At 58.8% G+C, this 22,619-nt stretch carries 13 protein-coding genes; 11 read left to right on the top strand and 2 right to left on the bottom strand.

Annotated elements, in window-relative coordinates; genetic code table 11:
- Positions 1-43 precede the first annotated feature (43 nt).
- Positions 44-5,857: an alpha-2-macroglobulin family protein gene (locus BLR44_RS25375; RefSeq protein ID WP_176956206.1), complete on the bottom strand. Its 5,814-nt coding sequence runs from the start codon at positions 5,855-5,857 to the stop codon at positions 44-46.
- Between the two features lie 487 nt (positions 5,858-6,344).
- Between BLR44_RS25375 and BLR44_RS25370 the strand changes: the two genes are divergently transcribed.
- From BLR44_RS25370 to BLR44_RS25335, 8 genes are all read left to right on the top strand, one after another.
- The gene (locus BLR44_RS25370; RefSeq protein ID WP_089687570.1) at positions 6,345-8,819 is read left to right on the top strand and encodes a PAS domain-containing sensor histidine kinase; all 2,475 of its coding nucleotides are present in this window, start codon (positions 6,345-6,347) and stop codon (positions 8,817-8,819) included.
- Positions 8,820-8,825: 6 nt separating this feature from the next.
- Positions 8,826-9,221 (top strand): response regulator, encoded by a 396-nt coding sequence (locus BLR44_RS25365; RefSeq protein WP_089687568.1) that lies wholly within the window; start codon positions 8,826-8,828, stop codon positions 9,219-9,221.
- A gap of 71 nt (positions 9,222-9,292) precedes the next feature.
- Positions 9,293-10,729, top strand: a complete 1,437-nt coding sequence (locus BLR44_RS25360) for a 3' terminal RNA ribose 2'-O-methyltransferase Hen1 (RefSeq protein WP_089687565.1) — start codon at positions 9,293-9,295, stop codon at positions 10,727-10,729.
- Between the two features lie 140 nt (positions 10,730-10,869).
- Positions 10,870-12,198, top strand: a complete 1,329-nt coding sequence (locus tag BLR44_RS25355) for an ExbD/TolR family protein (RefSeq protein WP_143017473.1) — start codon at positions 10,870-10,872, stop codon at positions 12,196-12,198.
- Between the two features lie 3 nt (positions 12,199-12,201).
- Positions 12,202-14,754, top strand: coding sequence for a polynucleotide kinase-phosphatase (locus BLR44_RS25350; protein WP_089687559.1), 2,553 nt, complete (start codon positions 12,202-12,204; stop codon positions 14,752-14,754).
- A gap of 152 nt (positions 14,755-14,906) precedes the next feature.
- Entirely contained in the window at positions 14,907-15,977 is a 1,071-nt protein-coding gene (locus BLR44_RS25345) for a M20 family metallo-hydrolase (protein ID WP_089687735.1), read from the top strand.
- A gap of 352 nt (positions 15,978-16,329) precedes the next feature.
- Entirely contained in the window at positions 16,330-17,664 is a 1,335-nt protein-coding gene (gene argH / locus BLR44_RS25340; RefSeq protein ID WP_089687556.1) for an argininosuccinate lyase, read from the top strand.
- Between the two features lie 176 nt (positions 17,665-17,840).
- Complete coding sequence (locus BLR44_RS25335) at positions 17,841-18,755, top strand: 3-hydroxybutyryl-CoA dehydrogenase (protein WP_089687731.1); 915 nt, start codon at positions 17,841-17,843, stop codon at positions 18,753-18,755.
- A 178-nt stretch (positions 18,756-18,933) separates the two neighbouring features.
- Here BLR44_RS25335 and BLR44_RS25330 read toward each other — a convergent pair whose 3' ends face one another.
- Complete coding sequence (locus BLR44_RS25330; protein ID WP_089687553.1) at positions 18,934-19,752, bottom strand: 2,3,4,5-tetrahydropyridine-2,6-dicarboxylate N-succinyltransferase; 819 nt, start codon at positions 19,750-19,752, stop codon at positions 18,934-18,936.
- Between the two features lie 22 nt (positions 19,753-19,774).
- On the opposite strand from BLR44_RS25330, the gene BLR44_RS25325 reads away from it, so the two are divergent.
- The 3 genes from BLR44_RS25325 to BLR44_RS25315 all read left to right on the top strand — a co-directional run bounded on the left by BLR44_RS25325 (position 19,775) and on the right by BLR44_RS25315 (position 22,578).
- Positions 19,775-20,914 carry a glycosyltransferase gene (locus tag BLR44_RS25325; protein ID WP_176956205.1) on the top strand — a complete coding sequence of 380 codons (1,140 nt, stop codon included), beginning with the start codon at positions 19,775-19,777 and terminating at the stop codon, positions 20,912-20,914.
- Between the two features lie 61 nt (positions 20,915-20,975).
- Positions 20,976-21,650 (top strand): metal-dependent transcriptional regulator, encoded by a 675-nt coding sequence (locus BLR44_RS25320; RefSeq protein ID WP_317042812.1) that lies wholly within the window; start codon positions 20,976-20,978, stop codon positions 21,648-21,650.
- A gap of 361 nt (positions 21,651-22,011) precedes the next feature.
- On the top strand, positions 22,012-22,578 hold the full coding sequence (locus tag BLR44_RS25315) for a thioredoxin family protein (protein WP_218127187.1): 567 nt from the start codon (positions 22,012-22,014) through the stop codon (positions 22,576-22,578).
- The last annotated feature ends 41 nt before the right edge of the window (positions 22,579-22,619 follow it).

Genomic DNA, 22,619 nt, shown 5'->3' with positions numbered 1-22,619 from the left:
AATTTTCTTACCGCTTCGCTGAAAACGACCGACGCATAAAGACTCACGGAATCAGGACCTGTTTCTGGCCTTCGCGACCGTAAAACGTAGGGAAATACATCAATTCGGCGCGCGCGGGGTTCAGGTGGTAGCGGCCGGAAAACCGCGGCACCAGCTCGATTTCGAACGCGTGGGTACCGGCCGCCAACCGCTGGCAGAAGATCGCGGTCTTTTCCCGGAAGTATTCCCGATGCACCTCGTTCCCGTGGTGCGTTTTCGTGCCGTAAGAACAACCGGCCGGGATCGGTACCTCCACCATCACGTACTCGAATGCTTGTTGTGTGGTCACGTCCACGACCAGCGTGACCGGCTGCCCGGTCGTCAGATCGGTTACCGGTTTGCCTCCCTCTTTAAAGTGGGTTGTTACCGTAAAATCGCCCGTGACGCGCTCGGGTGCCGGGTTGAATCGACGCTGGTAGGCCGTCAGGTACACGGTGCCACCGCCCGTTTTCTGCAGGGTCAGGGGCGCGTTTGTGTCCCAGGTGCGTTCCAGCGGAAAATTCGTCACCACCGCTCCGTTAACGCGCAGTTGCGGCAGCGAAAGAGCATGTTGTTCGCGCAGGACATCGGGCAACAGCGTCTCTACGACCTGCGCCGATTCATAAGTATTACGCCAGTAGCCGGGTTGACGCGCTTCGAGCAGATAGCCCCGGATGCGCCGGAGGAGCGCCGCATGTTGCCGGGCCTCCTGCCGGGCCTCCTGCTGAGCCTCCTGCGCACGCAACAGTTGGTAGGCCAGCAGCGTGGTGGTTACCGACGTCCCCGCACCCGGTACATAGAGGGCCTGCCCCCAATACGCGTTGCCGAACAACGTGGAACGGACCGTCTGCGCGAGCGTATCGAGTGTATACGGCAAGCCAAGCTGCTGCCGCAGCTGAAGCAGTTGCAGGTGCTGATGAAACGACAACGTGGTGTCCTGCGCCAGCGCGGCCAGCCGGGGTTCGTAGGCCAGTGGCGCGTCCAACTGCCGCAGGAGCTGGAGCAAACGAAGTTGATCGCCCGCGGAAGCCTTATCGAGTTGACGCGCGAAAAACGCCCGCCACGTATCTTCCGGCAGGGCATCGGCCCACCCTTCTTCCTGGGCCATCAGCAAGGCTTCGACCACCTGCTGGCTGATCCAGGGTTGGGCAGAAACGCCGGGCCACCAGCCCCAGCCCTGATCGGTATTCTGATCGTGGACTAACCGTTTGACCAGCCGTTTCGCCTGGGCTTCGTGACGGAACGGTGCGTCCAGGTGCAGTCGGATGCGTTTTTCCAGCACCAGCATTTTCAGCATGGACGCGGCCTGTTCGTTGCAGAGGTAGCCGTACGTACGGACGTGCTCGATTTCGTCGAGGAGAAAGTCGAGCGCATGAGCCCGTGCGTACAGATGGAGGGTTCCGGGCAACGAATCAACCTCCAGCGTCCATGTCGTGTCCTGGTCCAGCACCGCGAAGAAACCCTCCGTTTCCGTGACGCCCTGCGGGTAGACGGGCACAAAACGCCGTTCGCCATCCTGGTAGCCATCGTCGCGCTGCACGCTGAATTCCACCGCCAGCGAATCGGCTCCTTCTGCCACCAGCGCCAGGGTATCGAGCAGCAGGTGTTTTACGTGCGCTTCGTGCTGCCGCTCCGTAGTTCCGGACCTAAACTGGGTGGTCACGTGAATAGAATCAGCTGTGTAGTTGACCAGCTTGCCGAAGACCCGCGTCGAGTCGCCCGCCACCAGAAACCGGGGCACCGCCAGTTGCGCCGCCACCCGCTTGAACGCCTTGATCTGGCCCTGCACCTGCCCGGAATGCCGCTTGCCGTCCATCGCCAGTACGTGCGTTTCCCAGGCAGTGATGTCGTCGGGCAACGTGGTGGTGAACGACGCCCGGCCGTGGCGGTCGGTGCGCAGGCGGGGCTGCCAGTACGCCCGGTCCTGGAAATGCTGGCGCACCTCATAGGCGGCCGTGCCTTCCGAGGAAGCAATGGTACCTTGCGAGGAAGGGCTGCTGCGCTGGGTAGTGATCAGAATGACCCCACCAGCGGCCCGCGCTCCGTAGAGGGCCGTACCCGCCTGAGGCGAAAGCCGTTCCGTCCGCCACTGTTGCGTATCGCCGAAATCGGCCAGGTTTCCTGCGTACGGCACGCCGTCGACCAGCACCAGCGGAGCCGCCGGGGCCATCGTCGTGTTTCCTAGAATGACCATTCCGGCCACTTTACCCGATAACGTGGTCACAACAGTGCCGGTCAACTCCCGCTGACGCTGTGTGGCGTAACCCACCACGACTACTTCCGACAGTTGCTTGATATCTTCTTCCAGCACGATGACGCTTTCGCGTTGCGCATCGACTTCCTGACTCAGGTAGCCGACGGAAGCGATGACCAACCGGGCGAAGGGCGGCACCCAGAGCTGGTACTGGCCCTCCACGTCCGTAATGGTGCCGAACGAGGAACCTTTGACCAGAATGCTGACTCCCGGAATGCCCTCCCCTGTGTGGTCCACCACCTTGCCCGTCACCCACTGCGAATAGGTAGACGGCACCGCCCGACTCTGGTACAGCGTCTGGATGTTGCGCAATTCCTGTGTGCGCACGTCTTGAACGTACGCCGACACGCCGGTTTCGCGCAGGATGATGGCCCCGGCCCGGATGCTGAACGCATCGGCCGGATGGACGTGGGTGGTGTCGAGGGTCAGGCAGCGCACTCCGTTGGCCCGGACGTCCACCGAATCGGCGATCAGGTACCGGTGATCGGCCAGCATCAGCACCAGTTGGTAGTGTCCCGGTGCCAGTTGGTGCAGCTCCCGGTCGTAGCCCGGTGCCACGCGGACAACATGGGCGCTATCGGGGCGGAACAACAGCACGTGTCGGACCGGCTCGTTCGTCGGGGACCGAAGTTGCCACTGCAGCCGCCCGTACCCCTCGGCGGTAGACGAAGGCAGGTCGTATTTAGGGGCTTGATAATGCCGAACGGCTCGGCGTTCGCGCAACCGCTCCTGCACACGCGCCTCGTCGAGCGAAGGCTCTTCCTGCGCAAATCCGTCGAAGGCAGCGTACTTTACCGTCAGTTGTTCCTGGAACCGGGGCCGTAGCGACTGACCACCCGGCAATTCCCGCATTTTGATCAGTTCCGGCTCCATTTCGTATTCCCACCCCGGCTCAAACCAGCCGCGCTGCGTCTGCCCGTCCGGCCAGTGGAGGACGATATCGCCCGGCCGCATCGGCCCGAGGATGAGCGGAAGCCCCGGCGCGGTGTGTTCCAGCGGCAGCCAGACCTGGCCATTCCGGCGCACTACTACGTCGTGCCCCCACGTGCGACGCAGAAATAAGAGCCGACGCCCCAGCCATTCCTGCTCCGACAGCGTGTACGTGGCCGGGAACGGCTGATGGCGCACATGCGGCGACGGTTGGTCGCGTTCGATACTCAGGTACAGCCGGTGCCCGACCGCCAGGTAGACACTGTCGATCGAAACGAACCGATCGTGCGTACGTAATCCGACGTGATGCCAGCCCGTATCGACCCGGATGGCGCGCGACTGCTCCTGCTGGGTGGCGTGGTAATAGACCGGTTCCTGGTCGAGGGTCACGTAATAGAGGTGCAACAACTGTCCTTGTTCCACGACATACGGCACCAGTTCGGCCGAGGAATCGGGCAGCGGGTGAGACTCCTGGTAGTACCCGCCCTCCGGAAACAGGAGCCGGTAAAAGCGTAGGCTATCGAGCCGATGTGCACGGGCAAAGCGCTGGCGCAACGGGGTCTGCGTCGCAGATGGCGCAGCCCGAAACGCAAACTGATTGAAGGCCCGCCGTCCTCGCTGGGCTTTACCCAAATACGGCACTGCTGTAGGAGCGGCCCGGAAATCTTTGGTGTAGCCGTAGGCCGTCAGGTCGACGTCCGCTACCGGACGGCCCGCTGCGTCTTTCACTTCGATGTCGGTCTGAATCGACGCGCCGGGTTCGGCCACCAGCGGCTGGGTCACCGCAATGTGCAGAGCCTTTTCCTGAAACGGAATCGTGTAATGCTCGTGCCGTACCTCCTTGCCTCCCCAGGGGTATTCGAGTGTGACGGAATATGACGCGTCCGGTTCGGCCGTGGTAGCGTAACGCCAGGCAATGCCGTGGCCGCGGACAACGGGCCGCTGGTTTCGGAACAACGTGTACCACAGCGGCACCTGCCGGGGATTGGTGACGTCGATCCACAGCGAATCGGCCGTTCGGTCCGCCAGAAACGTGACCTGGGATGCTTGGGTCGCCAGCATGAAGTCTTCCTGCACGCGCCCGGAATCCAGCACCACCCGGTAAGTCTGCACCCACGGATCGATCCGGGTTTGGTAAGGCAATTGAATAGGCTGTACTTCTTCCACAGCTCCACGCCGGCGCACCAATTGAGCGTTGCCACGCCGGGCGTCGCCACGCCGGGCACCGGTAAGTGGTATTATTTCTTCGGTTCCTGGATCGATCCGCAGGGTATCCCCCACCAGTTGAAACTGTACATCCGGAATCTGGGTCGACACCACATGCGTCACGTCCAGGGTTTTCTGTTGCACTTCGTTGGCAGCATCGGAAAACTGCACCTCAATCCGGTACGGGAACGAGGCCGCAGGCAGCACCGAATCGGGCAGTTCCAGCATCGTTTCGCCTACCGGATCGAGCGGTTGCCGGTGGGTCCAGAGCGTATCGGGCACAAACACCTGTGCGGCATCCCAATCCTTGACGGGTTGCGCCAGCAAACGCACCTCGATGCGCGCGTCGGGCAGGTTCAGGTCGTTGGCATCGACCGACTGCAAATGCAGCGTGAGCGGATGGCCGGGGCGGCTGTGGTTCCGGTCACTGCGGAGGTGCACGTAGGTGCGTTTCAGTTCGTAGTCTTCCAGGCGGAAGGAAGCGCTGATGTCACGGCCGAAGGGACGTTTCTCGAACGAAAGCAGGTACTCCCGGTCCAGTTGCAACCGCAGGTTGTCGTGCAACACAAAGGTGAATTCGTACCCGCCCGGGCGGTAGGGCGTCAGTGTATCGAGCACCACCGTCCCTTTTTGGGTGTAGAGTCGGACGTACATCGGTCGACGCAGCGGGCGGCCGCGTTTCTGCGTCACAAATGCCTTGACGCGCACCGTATCGCCGGGACGGTACTTCGGCTGGTCGAACGTCAGGTACCCGGTATAGGGCTTCGGCTCGAACCACGCCCCGATGCGGTAGACCTGGTGTTCCCACCACCACCAGTCGCCGTACCGGATCGAGCGGACCAGTTGCCCCACGCCTCCGCGCACGGGTCGCCAGAGGTACTTGAGGGGCAGGTAGATGATCGGACGCACGGCGCGTAACACCAGGCTTTGGTTGTACTGACGATCTATCCAGAAGTACGATCGCTTGCCGTCCCACTCGACCGTCAGGAGTCCCTGCGCGTTGCTGCGGCTGCGCCGGTAAGCTTGCGTTTTGGCATCAAACCTTACACGACGGTCTCCGACCGTGACGTGCGCGTCCCGGATCAGATCTCCGGCAAGATCGTGCAGCACCAGCGCAAAGTCGCGCTGGTTGTCGAGGAGTGTCACCACGACGTTGCGCACGGGCTGGAACGTCAGCCGCACCTGATTTTCTACGACATGAGCCTGCAGGTAATAGCCCGACGGCGCTTCGGCAAAGTCGGCTGTTCGGGGCACGGAATCGTAGGGCGTGTGAAAAAAGGCAGAATCAACGGCACCCAGGCCTTTTTCCAACAATCGGATGGCCTCTGCGTCGGTGAGGCGGTAGCGGTAGTGTCGGGGCGATTGCCGCAACGCGTCGGGCGATGACTGGGCCTGAACGGCGGCGGAACAAGTGCTGAGGAAGAGAAATAAAACGTAGAGACGGTGCATAGGCCCTTGGCTTTTCCATAAGGATGCAGGGCGCAGGGCAATTCCATAAAGCGCCGTCTTTTTTTTAACTTCCCATTGAAACATCACATACAAGAGTGTCCTATCTTTGTAGGGAAAATCGCGATTCCGGTTAGAATGCGCCACTCCTGCCTACTTTTGGTAGAAGCACTGAAGCCGGACCGCGGTTGCTGGATTTTTTTAAGAATAGAACCCGGTTGATTCCGTGCCGATTCGTTTTTAACATGCTTGCTGGGAGGGCGAGTACTTGCAACGAAATACGCTTTTTTAAGGTCAGCAAAGGGAGAATCGACGTGCATCAAGCGGCACAAGTACCATAGGCGCCGTGCATTCCCACCCGTTAGGCGCAGCGCCGTAGTTTATGCCCATGCCCGTTCGGATTCCCGATTTCGGTGAACCAGGAACGCAATTTTTCGCCGCTGCACAACCGCTTTTCGACCTTTCGTAGTCAACGCCATGCACACTGCCGATGCCTAATCTTGGGTTTCATACAGAAGAACAGGGGCTTTACTGGCTCCAGCAGACGCACCGTTTTTTGCACGCGGTTACGTCGGGCACCGACGTGCGTTCGCTGGAAAAGGGCCTGGAACTCCTGTTTCGCCTGGCCGAGGCGACTACGCTCTGGTGGCTCCGTCCTACCACAACGTCGGCTGTGCAGGTGGCGTTTACCCAACCCCGCTGGCGGCCCACCCCGCCCCTCTCGCAACCGGATTACGCAACCTACCTGCACACAACCGCCCCCACGTTTCTGGATACGCCCGAAGCGCTAGCACCGCTGCAAACGTTGTTAGCCACCACCGAAATGGGCTGTGCAGCCCTCCTGCCGGTGCGTACCCCCGGCGGCGAAAGCACGCTGGTGATGGGCTGGCAGCACCTGACGGAGATCGACCCTTCGCTGCAACTGTTCCTGTCCTGTTGCCTGAGTCAGCTTACGTCGCTCCCGACCCGCACCGACCTCCCACCGGCCCTGCCCCACGAGCAGCTTCGGGTTTTGTCTACGTTTGTGACGCAGGGCTTTGTCTACATCGACCACCACACGCCCCGGGTTACGCTCAATGAAGCGGCCGCCCGCTGGCTGAACCGACCCGCCGGCACCCATCCGGCCGAAGAACTGGCCCTGGCCCTGCACGACCTGCGAATGCGGGCCAGCAATCAGGAAGAAATTATGGAGGTGGCCCACCGACTGGTCGAGCGGCCCGACAAGGCCCTGCACGACTGGCTCTGGAAATACGAAGACCCGGAGCACGTCATCCTGCGCGTGAGTTACCTGCCGATTCGGCAGGAAGGGCTGCACGGACGCCTCTGGCTGTTCGACGACGTTACCCGCGAGGTCACCCTGCACGACAACCTCTTGCGCACCCATGCGTTGTTGCAGGAATCGCAACAGCGGGCCCACCTGGGGCACTGGGAAATCCTGCTGAAAAACGATACGCGCCAAATTCTCTGGTCAGACGAGTTGTACCAGATTTTCGGCCTGTCGCCGAACACGCCCATCTCGCTCAACGACCTGGCGAGTCGTGTGCATCCGGAAGATGCCCCCGGTCTGTTGCAGCGCATCGGCGAGGCCGCCCAACTGGGCACGCCCTACGAATATACGTACCGCATCCGGCGAAACACCGATGGCCAGGAGCGCATTCTCCACACCCGTGGCTATCCGCAACGCGCCGAAGGGGGAAAAATTCGCGCCATTCGCGGAATTACGCAGGACGTAACGCCCCTCAAACGCGTCGAACAGGAGTTGCGCCAAACGCTGCAACAGTTGCAGGAGTCGCATACCGCGCTTACGGACATGAGCGACGTGCTGCAGCAGCTGAACAACGATCTGGAAGTACGGGTCCGGCAACGCACGCAGGAGCTCCAGGCCAGCAACGAGCGCTTTGCGTTGGTAGCGCAGGCCACCAACGACGTGATCTGGGATCACCTGCTTAGCGAACCGACAGTCTATGTCAGTCCGATCTTTGAACAGCTGTTCGGTTACATCCGGGAACAGGAAGAGGGCCACACGCTCACCTCCTGGTTCAGCCGGATTCATCCGGACGATTTGCCGCGTGTTCGCCAGACGATCGACGCCTGCCGGGCCGCCGAACAGCGCTCGTGGCAGACCGAGTACCGCCTGTTGCGCGCCGACCAAACCTACGCCTACGTGCTGGGCCGGGGCCTGATTGTGTACGATGCCGCCGGCCAGCCGTACCGCATGGTGGGGTCCATCACCGACATCTCGACGCTCAAAGAGAAAGAACAGGCGTTGCAAGCGCAAAACGAGCAGCTACTCCGCATCAACAACGACCTGGATAATTTTGTGTACGTGGCTTCGCATGACCTGAAACATCCCATTGCCAATCTGGAAGGGCTGTTGCAGGTTTTTCAGACCCTGGTCGCGCCGAAACTTCCGGCGGCCGACCTGCACTGGCTGAGCATGATGGCGGAATCGCACCAGCGGCTGCGGACCGTCATCCAACAACTGTCCGAAATTGCCAAAGTACAGAAGGGCCTCTCCGAAACCGCGCAAGAGGTGGCGTTTCAGCCGCTGCTGGACGAAATTCAACAAGACATTGCTCCGCTACGGTTGGAAACCCGGGCGCGCCTCCACGTCGATTTTCAGGTGCCGACCCTTCTCTACCCGCGCAAAGACCTGCGCAGCATTCTGTACAACCTCTTGAGCAACGCCCTGAAGTACCACGCCCCGGCGCGGTCGCCGGAAGTCTGGATCAGTACATACCAGGAACAGGGCCAGGTCGTATTGCAGGTGCGCGACAACGGGCTGGGCCTCGCTCCGGAAGACCAAACCAAGGCATTTGAGATGTACAAGCGGCTGCACGCCCACGTAGAAGGCAGCGGCATTGGCCTCTACATCATCAAACGCATCATCGAAAACCACGGCGGTACGATCGAAATTACCTCTGAACTCAATAAAGGGAGTATTTTTACCGTCCGATTCAACTAATACCCGATGGAGAAACTGAATTCCGTGCTCCTGATCGACGACGACAAAGTGAGCAACGAAGTTACCCAGGCACTTTTGGCCCTGGCCGACATCACCCAACACGTCGAAGTAGCCGTTAACGGCCGGGAAGGCCTCGACATTCTGAGTCAGAAGTGCGTTTCCATCGCTTCAGATCCGTGCCCGGACCTGATCATGCTCGACATCAACATGCCCGTTATGAACGGATTCGAGTTTCTGGAGCAGTTCACCCAAACTCATTTTGCCAGCAAACCCAAGGTGGTGATGTACACCAGTTCCAGCGCACCCGGCGACCTGGAACGCGCCCGGCAGTTCAACGTGGCTGGCTACCTGACCAAGCCGTTCGACGCCCAGCAGCTCCGCGCCATTCTGGCGGGCAGTTAACGCTTCCTTCTTTCGGAAAATCCTACACTGCAGCGGTTTCGCGAGGCGGATGTCGTTACTTTGGTAACGCTATGCTGCTGACTCTTTCAACCACGGGCCGCCCCAGCGAAGGGCTGGCCGCCACCGAACTGGGCTACCTGCTGCACAAACACCCCGACCGCGTCCAGACGTTCGACATCTCGGCGGGGAAAGCCCACGTCTTTTATCCCGAAGCCACCGCCCAACGCTGCACGGCCGCGCTGCTGCTCGACCTCGATCCCATTGCCCTGGTCCGTCGGAAATCGGGGCCCGCCGGGGAAGGCTTTGCCCTCCAGCAGTACGTAAACGACCGGCCCTACGTCGCCTCGTCGTTTCTGAGCCACGCGCTGGCGCAGGTGTATTCGTCCGCGCTGAACGGCCGTTGCCACGACCGACCTCACCTGGTCGATACGCCGTTGCCGCTGGAAGCGCGCCTTTCCGTGGTGCGGGCACGCGGGGGCGCGGATGCCCTGAAGCGCCTCTTTAAGCCGTTGGGGTATGCGCTTGACATCACGCCCCATCCGCTCGATCCGCAGTTTCCGGCCTGGGGCGAAAGTCCCTATTTTTCGGTCACCCTGCGGCACGAATTGCCGGTCCAGACGCTCTTATCGCACCTTTACGTATTGATGCCGGTCCTGGACCGCGAAAAACACTACTGGGTATCGGCACAGGAAGTCGACAAGCTGCTGACCAAAGGCGAAGGTTGGCTGGCCACGCATCCCGAACGCGACTACATCACCCGCCAGTACCTGATGAAGCTGGGCGGCCTGACCCGGCTGGCCCTGTCGCGTCTTCTTGAAAATGAAGCGGTGGAAGAAGCCTTAGACGGCGATCTCCTCCCTGAAGCCGAAGATGTTACGGAACCCGTCGCGCCAACCGAGCCGCGCGTTTCGCTGCACCAGCAACGGTTGCTGGCCGCTGTCGAACAACTGCGAAGAGCCGGGGTCCGCCGTGTCCTCGACCTGGGTTGTGGTGAAGGCAAGCTCCTACAACTTCTGCTGCGCGACGGGCAGTTTGAACAGATTGTGGGCATGGACGTGTCGTATCGCTCGCTGCAACGCGCCGCCGACCGGCTGCATTACGACGAACTATCGCCCCGCCAGCGCGAACGGCTGCAACTGATGCAAGGATCGCTCACCTACCGCGATGCCCGGCTGGAAGGGTTCGACGGGGCGGCCATCGTGGAAGTGATCGAACACCTCGACCCCGCCCGCCTCCATGCCTTTGCGCGCGTGGTCTTTGAGTTTGCTCGTCCCGGCACGGTCGTCCTCACCACGCCCAACGCCGACTATAATGTTCGCTACGAATCGCTCACCGCCGGTACGTTCCGCCATACCGACCACCGCTTCGAGTGGAGCCGTGCCGAGTTTCAAACGTGGGCCGACGGCATCGCCGAACGCTTTGACTACACCGTTTCTCTCTTTCCCGTCGGTGAAACAGATCCTGACGTGGGTGCCCCGTCGCAAATGGCCGTTTTTCGATTGGCATAATGGCACTTATCCGAGGATTTCTGCAGCAGCGAGGGGATTTTGATCCGCTTCCGCCCGACCGGCGCTGGGTAGGCGTAGGGCTAGGGGCGCTCACCGCCCTTACGTTCTACGCCTGGGTAGTGGTGTTGCGCGAAGGTTGCATGCTGGTCTTTTCAATGCACGAGCCTTTCGCGCTTTCGCCCGAAGCTCGTACTTTTTATAACCGCTTCATTGCGTTTGTAGCGTACATCCTGGGGCAAAACATTTGCCTGCAAATCTGGTACGCCCGGCGCAAGCCTCAACAAGGCTTGCGCACCCGACGGCATCGGCTTTCGATAGGCAACGACCAGCGGTTTGTACTGTGGCCTTTTCTGGATGTAGCCTCACGGCTGGGCTTTATCTTGCCCATACTTTTTAACATCGTCAGTTTCTTCCTGCTCGATTTTTATCCTGACTACCGCTATCTGTTCGTCATGTTGGTGCTAGTCATCTTCGGTCAATCGTGGCTGACCCTCCGTCGGCTCCACAAAGGACGGCTCTGGAGGCCAATGCTGGGGTCGCTCGGAGGGATGCTGCTGTTCGGGTTTCTCGTAGCCCGATGGGATCTTTCTGCACCACCGACGCCAATTGTGCAATTTTACCAACATTACCAGCTTGACCTTCCCTCTTCCATTGCTACCCCAGAACCGTTGTTGGGAAGTGTGGGCAATCACTTTGATCTCCTGGTGGCACGCGCCAAAAACGATCCTCAGTTGTCCCCTACCTTACTGTATAAGTACCAACCGCTTGACCGGACCGAACTGATCCAGTTAATTTATGGCGGAGCTGGCAATTCCTACTTCGACGAACATGCGCTGCCCGTACGCGTCAACTTAATTGTTGACCGCTCTGTTTCGCTACAATTCGTGCGTAATCTGGCCATCAGGCTTCGGCGAGAAGGGGTGGATCAGGTTTTTTACGCGACGGTTCCATTTTCTTCTCTTCTACCTCCTGAAGCTTACCGCGCCCGACGTTTTTTCCCGCTGGTGACAGAAAGCTACATCTGTGACGAAGCGCTACAGCAAATTTCTAAAGCCAGCTTTGCCGATCCAGCCGGTGTTCCGTTATCACCCAACTGTTTTCAAAAACTATTTGGCCCTTCGCTCCAGGTGCGGGTCGATTCTGCCGAACGCGTCTTCCTGAACCAGCAACCCACCACGGTCGACCAGCTGCCTCAGCAACTGCGTCAACGGTTAGCCGATCCCTCCCACCCGCAGTCGTTACAGTTGCTCGTAGATGAGCATATCTCTATGGCCTGTTATGCCCAAGTGCAAGGCGCGCTTTTCTACCCGATCCAACATAAAAGAGAGCAGGCCGCACACATCCGTTATGGAAAAAAACTGGCGCAGTTGGATGATTATGAACTAGAGATGATCGTACGTGACTTTCCCTGGAATCTGCCCGAATTATCACGTCTGGAAAAACAATACCTCGACCACCATCAACCTTAAGCGATGCAATTCCAAATCCCTGAACTTTCGCTCGTCGTCCTGATCGGGGCGAGTAGCTCCGGCAAATCGACCTTTGCGCAGCACCACTTCCGGAAAACGGAAATCATCACGTCGGACGAATGCCGCGCGCTGGTGTCGGACGACGAAAACGAACAGGCCGCCACGCAGGATGCGTTCGACGTGCTGCACTACATCGCGGCCAAGCGGCTGAAACGCGGCAAACTGACCGTGATCGACGCCACCAACGTGCGCCCCGAGTCGCGGAAAACGCTGCTGCAGCTGGCCCGTGAGTACCACTGCCTGCCCGTGGCCGTTGTGCTGGATCTGCCCGACCGCCTCCTGCGGGATCGCCATGCCGGGCGAGCCGACCGTTCGTTCGGTGGGCACGTCATCGGCCAGCAGCGGGCGGCCCTGAAACGCTCGTTGAAAGGACTGAAACGGGAAGGATTCCGGCACATCCACGTGTTACGCTCGCCCGAAGAGGTTGCCGCTGCCGAAATCACACGCGTGCCCCTCTGGAACAACCGGCAGGAAGAACGGGGACCGTTCGACATCATTGGCGATGTCCACGGCTGTTTCGACGAACTTCAGGAACTGCTGGAAAAGTTGGGCTATGCCATCACCACCACGGAAGACGGGCATTTTCGGGTGACGCCCCCGAGCGGTCGGAAGGTGATCTTTCTAGGCGATCTGGTAGACCGCGGTCCGAATTCGCCGGGCGTGTTGCGGCTGGTGATGGACATGGTGCGCGACGGCGTGGCGTTCTGCGTGCCGGGCAACCATGACGTAAAACTGGAGAAGAAACTGAACGGCAAAAACGTACAAATGCGGCACGGCCTGGCCGAAACCTGGGCGCAACTGGAATCGACTTCTCCTGCATTCAAGGACGAGGTCCGTGACTTCATCCGGGGTCTGGTGAGTCACCTGGTGCTGGACGGCGGGCAGTTGGTGGTGGCCCACGCCGGCCTGCGCGAGGAGATGCAGGGCCGGGGTTCCGGGGCGGTGCGCAATTTCTGCCTCTACGGCGAAACCACCGGCGAAATTGACGAATTTGGCCTGCCCGTACGCTACCCCTGGGCGGAGGAGTACCGCGGACGCGCCACCGTCGTCTATGGCCATACGCCCGTTCCCCAAGCCGAATGGCTGAACCACACAATCGACATCGATACGGGCTGCGTTTTCGGTGGAAAGCTCACCGCCCTGCGTTATCCGGAACGTGAACTTGTCGAGGTGTCGGCCCGGCAGGTCTACGCCGAACCGGCCCGTCCGCTGCATCCGGTGCCTACCGAAACCACTACGGCCCAACAACTGGCCGACGACGTGCTCGACCTGGCCGACGTCACGGGCAAGCGCCGCCTCGAAACGCGCTTTCATCCGCCCGTCACCATCCGCGAAGAGAACTCCATTGCCGCGCTGGAAGTCATGAGTCGCTTCGGAGCCAACCCGCGCTGGCTGATTTACCTGCCGCCCACCATGTCGCCGTCGGAAACGTCGCAGCAACCGGGTCTGCTGGAGCATCCGGCCGAGGCCTTTCAACACTACCGCAGCCAGGGCGTGCGTCACGTCATCTGCGAAGAAAAACACATGGGCTCGCGTGCCGTCGTGGTGCTGTGCCGGGACGAGGCAGCCGCACAACGCCGCTTCGGCGTGCAGGACGAAGGCATCGGCCTTGTCTACACCCGCACCGGACGCCCCTTTTTCCCGGATAAAGCGACCGAACAGGCACTCCTGACCCGGCTGCGCGACGCGATGACGCAGGCGAAGTTCTGGGACGAATTTCAAACGGACTGGGCCTGCCTGGATACCGAACTAATGCCCTGGTCGGCCAAGGCGCAGGCGCTGTTGCAACACCAGTACGCCGCCGTGGGCGCCGCCTCAACGCACGCTCTGGCCGAGGTCAATACGCTACTGGCACAGGCGCAGCAACGGGGTCTGACCATCGATACGCTGCAAGACCATTACCAGCAACGCGCCACGCTGGCGGGGCAATTCGTGGACGCCTATCGTCAGTATTGCTGGGACGTTCAGTCGCTCGACGACTACCGATTGGCCCCCTTTCACCTGCTGGCGACCGAAGGAAAAGTCCACACCGATCAGTCGCACGGCTGGCACATGGAGACCCTCGCCCGCTTCTGTGCGTTCGATCCGATCCTGCTGGCGACGTCGTACGTGAGGATCGATACGGAAGACGAGGCCAGTTGCCGGGAAGGCATCGCCTGGTGGGAAGCCCTCACGGCACACGGCGGCGAAGGGATGGTCATCAAGCCAGAACCTTTTCTCGTGCGCAACGCCCACGGGCTAGTGCAACCCGCCGTCAAATGCCGCGGCCGCGAATACCTGCGCATCATCTACGGCCCGGATTACACACTGGAACCCCATTTGAAGGAGCTACGCAAACGCGGCCTGGGCAAAAAACGGTCGCTCGCCCTCCGCGAATTCGCCCTGGGTCTGGAAGCCCTCGAACGGTTTGTGGCGGGTGCCCCGCTCCGGCAGGTCCACGAGTGCGTTTTCGGCGTGCTAGCCCTGGAAAGCGAAGAAGTCGACCCGCGGCTGTAAGAAATCTTTACAGGTACCAGTCAGCGGACGGCCTCTCGTGACGGTTTTCAAGCCGTCCGACGACAGCGCGGTTGCCTTTTGTGCGGACGGGTCTGGAAAAGGGCACGGCGGAAACCTGCGGTTTCTGTCGTTCTCTCCTATTTTTGTCGCCTATGACCGCAACCGCTTCGCTTTTCGACGACAGTCTCCAGCTCCTCAAGCAACTCATCGCGACGCCTTCGTTCAGCCGTGAAGAGGAAGCGACCGCCGCCCTGCTGTTCACCTTTCTACAGGAAAAAGGGTATGCACCACAACGGCAGGGGAACAACGTCTGGCTGCGCTCGGCCGACTGGCGCGACGAACGGCCCACGCTGCTGCTCAACTCGCACCACGACACGGTGAAGCCCGCGCAGGGCTGGACACTCGATCCCTTCTCGCCCACGGAACAGGAAGATCGCCTGCACGGCCTGGGCAGCAACGACGCCGGCGGACCGCTGGTGGCACTGCTGGCTGCCTTTCGCCACCTGGAAACACAAACAGACCGGCCTTACAACCTGATCTGGGCGGCCACAGCCGAAGAGGAAATTTCGGGTAAAAACGGGATTGAGAGCCTTCTGCCCACCCTCGGCCCGATTGCCCTGGGCATCGTCGGAGAGCCGACGCAGATGCAAATGGCCATCGCCGAAAAGGGGCTGATGGTGCTGGACGGTACGGCATACGGCCAGGCCGGACACGCCGCCCGCGACGAAGGCGACAACGCCATTTACCACGCCCTGCGCGATGTAGAATGGTTTCGTACGTTCGAGTTTCCAGACGTGTCGCCTCACCTGGGGAAAGTCAAAATGTCGGTGACGCAGATCGAAGCAGGGTCGCAGCACAACGTCGTCCCCGACCGCTGTCGCTTCGTGGTGGATGTCCGCACCACCGAATGCTATTCGAATCTGGAGACGCTGGAAATCATCCGTCGGCACGTGCGCAGCGACATCCAGCCCCGCTCTACCCGGCTGAACCCGTCGGGGTTGCCGCTGGACCATCCGGTGGTGCAACGTGGTTTGTCGCTCGGCTTGTCGCATTACGGCTCGCCGACCCTGTCCGATCAGGCGCTCATGCCCTTTCCGACCCTCAAAATCGGTCCCGGCGATTCGGCCCGGTCCCACACCGCCGACGAATTTATCCGCCCGTCCGAGTTGCAGGAAGGCATCGACCTCTACATCCGATTGCTGGAAGGACTGGCGATCCATTGAGTTCAGCGTTACGAGTTCAGAGTTATGAGTTCAGAGTTATGAGTTCAGAACAGGCCGCCGGGCGGTTTAAAGCCTAGAGTGGAACGCTGTTTATTCGTTACTGAGTTGTTGGTGTATTCGGTTCGTGGGTAAAAGAAGTAGGCAACGTACCTGTTCTTTACACGTTCAGCTTTGAACTTTAAGCTCTAAACTCCCTGCGCTCTGCTCTTTGCGTCAACCGCCCCGCGCTCTTCACTCATTCGCTCATTCAATAATCCACTCATTCGCTTACGCTCCGCCCTATTCTCTCCCGATTCTTTACTTTCGTGCCTCACAGGAAGCTTCTACCCTTACGTTATAAACGCTACGCCACATGAAACTCTGGGACAAAGGCACCGCCACCCACCAGGCCATCGAACAATTTACTGTCGGTCGCGACCGCGAAATGGACCTCTACCTCGCCCCCTGGGACGTGCTGGGGACGCTGGCGCACATTCGTATGCTGCAAAGCATCGGGCTGCTGACGCAGGAGGAATTGGGGACGCTGACGACGGAGTTGCGGGCCATTCACCGGAACATCGAGGCGGGTGAGTTTGCCATTGAGGAGGGCATCGAGGACGTGCATTCGCAGGTGGAGCTGATGCTCACGCGGAAGCTGGGCGACATGGGCAAAAAAGTCCACAGCGGGCGGTCGCGGAACGATCAGGTGCTGGTCGACCTGAAGCTGTTCATTCGCGGCGAGTTGCGGCACCTGGTACAGGACATCCGCATGTTGTTTAACCGCCTGATCATTCTCAGCGAAAAACACCGCCAGGTGCTGCTGCCCGGCTACACGCACTTTCAGGTCGCCATGCCCTCGTCGTTCGGGTTGTGGTTTGGGGCCTACGCCGAAAGTCTGACCGACGACCTGCAACTGCTGCTGGCCGCTTACCGCATCAACGATCAGAATCCGCTCGGCTCGGCGGCGGGCTACGGCTCGTCCTTTCCGCTGAACCGCCAGATGACGACCGACCTGCTGGGCTTCGAACGACTGAACTGGAACGTGGTGTACGCGCAGATGGGCCGGGGCAAAGTAGAACGGACGGTCGCGTTTGCGCTGGCTTCGCTCGGCGGGACGCTGGCCCGGCTGGCGATGGACGCGACGCTGTACATGAGCCAGAATTTCGGGTTTATTTCGTTTCCCGACGAACTGACGACGGGCTCCAGCATCATGCCTCACAAGAAAAACCCGGACGTCTGGGAGCTGATCCGTGCCCGGGGAAACCGCTTGCAGGCCCTGCCGAACGAGATCGGGATGCTGACGGCCAACCTGCCTTCCGGCTACCACCGCGACCTGCAACTGGTGAAAGAATCGTTCATTCCATCGTTCGCCGACGCCCGCGCCTGTCTGCAGATGTGCGACCTGATGCTGGAAAACATCCGCGTGCGCACCGACATTCTGGACGACGACCGCTACCGGTACCTGTTCAGTGTCGAGGAAGTAAACAAGGAGGTATTGAGTGGCGTGCCGTTCCGCGATGCGTACAAAAAAGTGGGACAGGCCATCGCCAACGGGCAATTTAACCCCGAGAAAACGGTGCACCACACGCACGAAGGCAGCATCGGCAATCCGGGGAACGATCCCATTGCCGCCAAAATGGACGCCCTTCTCCACGAGTTTCACTTCGAGCGCTCCGAAAGCGCCGAGCGCCGGTTGCTGACGGAGTAATCTTCCGCTGCGTTGCCCCAGAAACGCTCCGTGGCGACGCAGCGACGTATTATTGCCCTTCCTGGCTCCGCTCTTCCAAAACGTCGTGCTCCTCCGCGAAACGCTGCGAGGCACTTTTGCAGCTGTTCGGCGTCGGCTTGCCTATCTTTACCCCACACAACCTGAAAATCGAGCACATGAAAAACATTGCAGTGATCGGGGCGGGCACGATGGGCAACGGCATCGCGCACGTCTTCGCCCAGCACGAACACAACGTAACGCTGATTGACGTCTCCGAACAGGCGCTTGGGAAAGCCCTCCAAACTATCGAAAAGAACCTGGACCGGCAGGTGAAAAAAGCGATTCTGGATGCCGCCGGGAAACAACAGACGCTGGACCGGATTCGGACCAGCACCGACCTTCCGTCCGGCGTAAAAGGGGCGGAACTCGTCGTGGAGGCCGCATCCGAGAACTTCGCCATAAAAGAGAAAATTTTCCGGCAACTGGACGACGTCTGCCCGCCAGAGACGATTCTGGCTACCAATACCTCGTCTATCGCCATCACGCGAATCGCGGCCGTGACGAAGCGCCCCGCTCAGGTGATCGGGATGCACTTCTTCAATCCGGTACCGGTGATGCAACTCGTAGAGGTGATCCGGGGCTTCTCCACCTCCGATGCCGTCACGCAACAGATCATGGCGCTGGCCCACCAACTCGGGAAGACACCGACGGAAGTGAACGATTACCCCGGCTTCGTTTCGAATCGCGTCCTGATGCCGATGATCAACGAAGCGATCTATACGCTTTTTGAAGGGGTCGCGGGCGTAGAAGAAATCGATACCGTCATGAAACTCGGCATGGCCCATCCGATGGGGCCGCTGCAACTGGCCGACTTCATCGGTCTGGACGTCTGTCTGTCGATCATGCGTGTGTTGCAGGAAGGCTTTGGTCAACCGAAATACGCCCCCTGCCCTTTACTCGTCAACATGGTGACGGCCGGTCGGTTGGGCATCAAATCGGGCGGTGGCTTCTATGACTGGAGTCACGGGGGGCCGTCCCACGGTACCAAGGAATTGGTAGTGGCGGAGCAATTCCGCAAATCACTGCGGTAGTAAACGTACTGCTTCTACCAAGACAAACACCGTAGCGGTGATACGGCTTCTTGATTTTTAGAGCGCTCGAATCCATCCCCTCCGGATTAGCGCGATCGCCAAAGCAAAAGCGGCGTGCCTGGCTATCAGACACGCCGCTTTTAGTATTACAACCAAGTGATATTTTTAGCAAAACAAACTACACCGCCACGTCATTAGTACGCAGGGCGTCGTTTAGCGAAGTCTTTAGATCGGTGCTGGCTTTTCGTTTGCCAATGATGAGCGCACAAGGCACTTGAAACTCACCCGCTGGAAACTTTTTAGTATAGCTACCGGGGATCACGACCGACCGTTCCGGCACGTATCCCTTGTATTCTTTTGGTTCGTCGCCCGTCACGTCGATAATTTTCGACGAACCGGTGATCGTTACGTTCGCACCAAGCACCGCTTCCTTCCCGACCCGAACGCCTTCCACCAGAATGCAGCGCGAACCAATAAACGCACCGTCTTCGATGATGACCGGCGCGGCCTGCACCGGCTCCAGCACCCCGCCAACACCGACGCCACCACTCAGGTGCACGCCTTTTCCGACCTGGGCGCAGCTCCCGACTGTCGCCCACGTATCGACCATGGTTCCCTCGTCCACGTAGGCCCCGATGTTCACGTACGAGGGCATCAGAATCACCCCTTTCGACAGGTAAGCGCCGTAGCGTGCTGTGGCTGGGGGTACGACTCTTACGCCTTGTTGCTTATAGTTTTGCTTTAACTGCATTTTGTCATGGTACTCGAATGGGGGGCATTCGATCACCTCCATCTTCCGCAAAGGGAAATAAAGGATCACGGCCTTCTTCACCCAGTCGTTCACCTGCCACGAACCGTCATCGAGGGGCTGCGCCACGCGCAGACGGCCTTTGTCGAGTTCTTCGATGATAAAATCAATGGTTTTGACCACCTCTGGGTCTTGCAAACGGCTCCGGTCTTCCCAGGCCGCCTCAATCAGAGCTTGAATCTCCTGCATGGAAACTAATTATCTTTCAGGCGTGAAAAAAACGATTATTGTCCTTGCCTCGGTCCTGAAACCGATCAACGACACGCGAATGTATGCAAAAATCGGGTTAAGCCTGGCAGCGCTCCCCAACGCCCACATTCACGTGATCGGCTACCCCGCTCCCCGTCCTGACGCCCCCGCTACCCTGTTTTTCCATCCTTTGCCGGCCTTCAAGCGATTGAGTTGGGGTCGCCTGAAGGCACAATGGAATTATGCAAAAAAACTACTACAAGTCAGACCTGATCTCATCATCATCAATACACCTGAATATCAGTTAGTTACGATTGCGTACAAAATAATATTCGGGGCAAAAATGTACTACGATGTACTAGAGAACTATCAGATGAACATTACGCAAACAAACGTCTGGCCGAGGGGAATTCGCACCATTTTAGGACAATCTGTCAGGCTTTTGGAGTGGGGGACTCGCCTCTTTACAGACCAGTATCTGCTGGCCGAGCGGCACTACCAAAACGAGCTTCCGTTTGTGCAGAACAAGTTTACGATTTTAGAAAATAAATACAAACCAGAACAGACCTTTCTTGAAAACCCGCCGTCTTGTCTGAACAATCCAAGGAACCGATTCCTGCTCAGCGGGACTTTAGCAGAACATTACGGCTTGTTCGATGCGATTACGTTTGCCGAGAGGGCGTACGCACTGGATCCGGACACCAGGCTGACCATCATCGGTTACTGCGCACAGGAATCCGTCTGGCAGCGCTTGCAGGCCGCCGTGGCACAGAAACCGTACATTCGGCTCATAGGAGGGGACCGGCCCGTGCCACATGACCAAATCGTGGCAGAAATACGACACGCAGGCGTAGGCCTGCTGCCTTACCATCGCTCTCCGGCGGTCGATTACTCCTTTCCCACCAAGCTGTTCGAATACATGGCGCATCGGCTACCCGTGCTCATGACGCCTAACCCCTATTGGGAAACCATCGCACAACCTTACCAATCTGCCATATTTAGCAATATTAGCAAAGATGAGATTAGTAATATTATTAGCAATATAAAGGTGTTTAGTTTTTATAAGTCTACCGAAGAGCATGATTTAGCAAAATTGCTTTGGCAAAATTCGGAGCATCACACGTTAGTAGCCCTTGTCAAGCGTACGTTGGGCATTTTTTAGGCACGTCTAATTAATCCTTCTTTCGCCGCAATCTTCCTGCCCCTCCTTATCTTTGTTTTCTTTGACCTCGATTATGTTTACCTACACGGAAGAGAACTACCTGAAGGCCATTTACCACCTCACCGAAGGAGACACCGCTTCGGTCTCTACCAACGCCATTGCCGAAGCTGTAGACACCCGCCCTGCCTCCGTCACCGACATGCTACGCAAGCTGGCCGCGAAGGACCTTATTCATTATATAAAGTATCAGGGGGTATCGCTGACCGACAGCGGGCAGGCCATTGCCTTGCAGGTGATCCGCAAGCACCGCCTCTGGGAAACGTTTCTGGTCGAGAAACTTAAATTTCAGTGGGACCAGGTGCACGAGGTTGCCGAGCAATTAGAGCACATTCAGTCGCCGCTACTGATCGAACGCCTTGACGAACTGCTGGGCTATCCCCAGTTCGATCCGCACGGAGACCCGATTCCCGATCAGCGTGGGCGCATTCAGGCCACCCCTCGCCTGCCGCTCAACGAAGCCCCGCACCATCAGCCCCTGACCGTAGAAGGTGTCCGCGAAACCTCTCCCCTCTTTTTGCAATACCTCGACAAGCTGGCGATTACCATTGGGGCGCGTGTGCAGGTCCTGGACCGTGTGGAATTTGATCAGTCGCTGGAAATCAGCATCGAAGCGCGTCCATCGCAAATCGTTTCCCGCGAAGTGGGCGAGAACATTTACGTCTCGGTTGATTCGTAGCTAAATTAACATAATCAAGATAGTTTATAGAACCACGCCATTGTTTAGGGTATGGCTTTGCTTTAACGCTAGACAGAAGATGTTTTTATCTACGCTTGTTCCCTGTCGTCGTATAGCATCACGCTCCATCGCGTCATGACGACTGTGCGTAGATCTACACGATTGTGCATGGATTTTTATACGCTAACGGGCTCTTACATTCCTCATAGCGGGCCGTTGAACCTTCTGCCGCGGAAATTCCTTTTAACACTAGACACCGCTTGCATCGTAAGCGTTTGTCTCCCTGACGACTGCTTTCCAACGAAATGGCATTTAACTTGCTACTCCTTAGTCGTTTTCCCATTAAGCAACCGTTTCTCCTATGATCCATACCCTCACCCAAAAATTGGCCTTTTTGTTTGTGGTGCTGAGCGGCATGCTCGCTAGTGCTTTTACGTTTTCTGACCCGGCGGCAACGGCCCCGGCCGAGCAGATCAACTGGCTCACCTTTGAGGAAGCGATGGCCCTGAACCAGAAAAACCCCAAGAAGGTATTTCTCGACGTCTACACCGACTGGTGCGGCTGGTGCAAGCGAATGGACCAGACGACCTTTTCTGACCCGGAAGTGGTCAAGTACATGAACGAGAACTTCTACGCCGTCAAGTTCGATGCCGAAGGCAAAGACCCGATCCAGTTCAAAGGACAGACGTTCAAATTTGTACCGAGCGGACGTAACGGTTACCACGAACTGGCCGCCGCGCTGCTGAACGGCAAACTGAGCTTCCCCACCACCGTCTACCTCGACGAGGAGATGAACCTGATTCAGCCGGTGCCGGGGTACATGAAAGCCCCTGAGTTTCTGAAAGTGCTCTCCTATTTCGGAAGCGATCATTTTAAGGATACGCCCTGGGAGAAATACGAAAAAAGTTACACGGTGCCCACCCCCTGACCGGGCACACGGCAGCCTCTTACCCTGTCCTACTTGTCGAC

Source organism: Catalinimonas alkaloidigena (assembly GCF_900100765.1).
Lineage (GTDB): Bacteria > Bacteroidota > Bacteroidia > Cytophagales > Flexibacteraceae > Mooreia > Mooreia alkaloidigena.
This window is presented reverse-complemented; position numbering and strand designations above follow the sequence as displayed.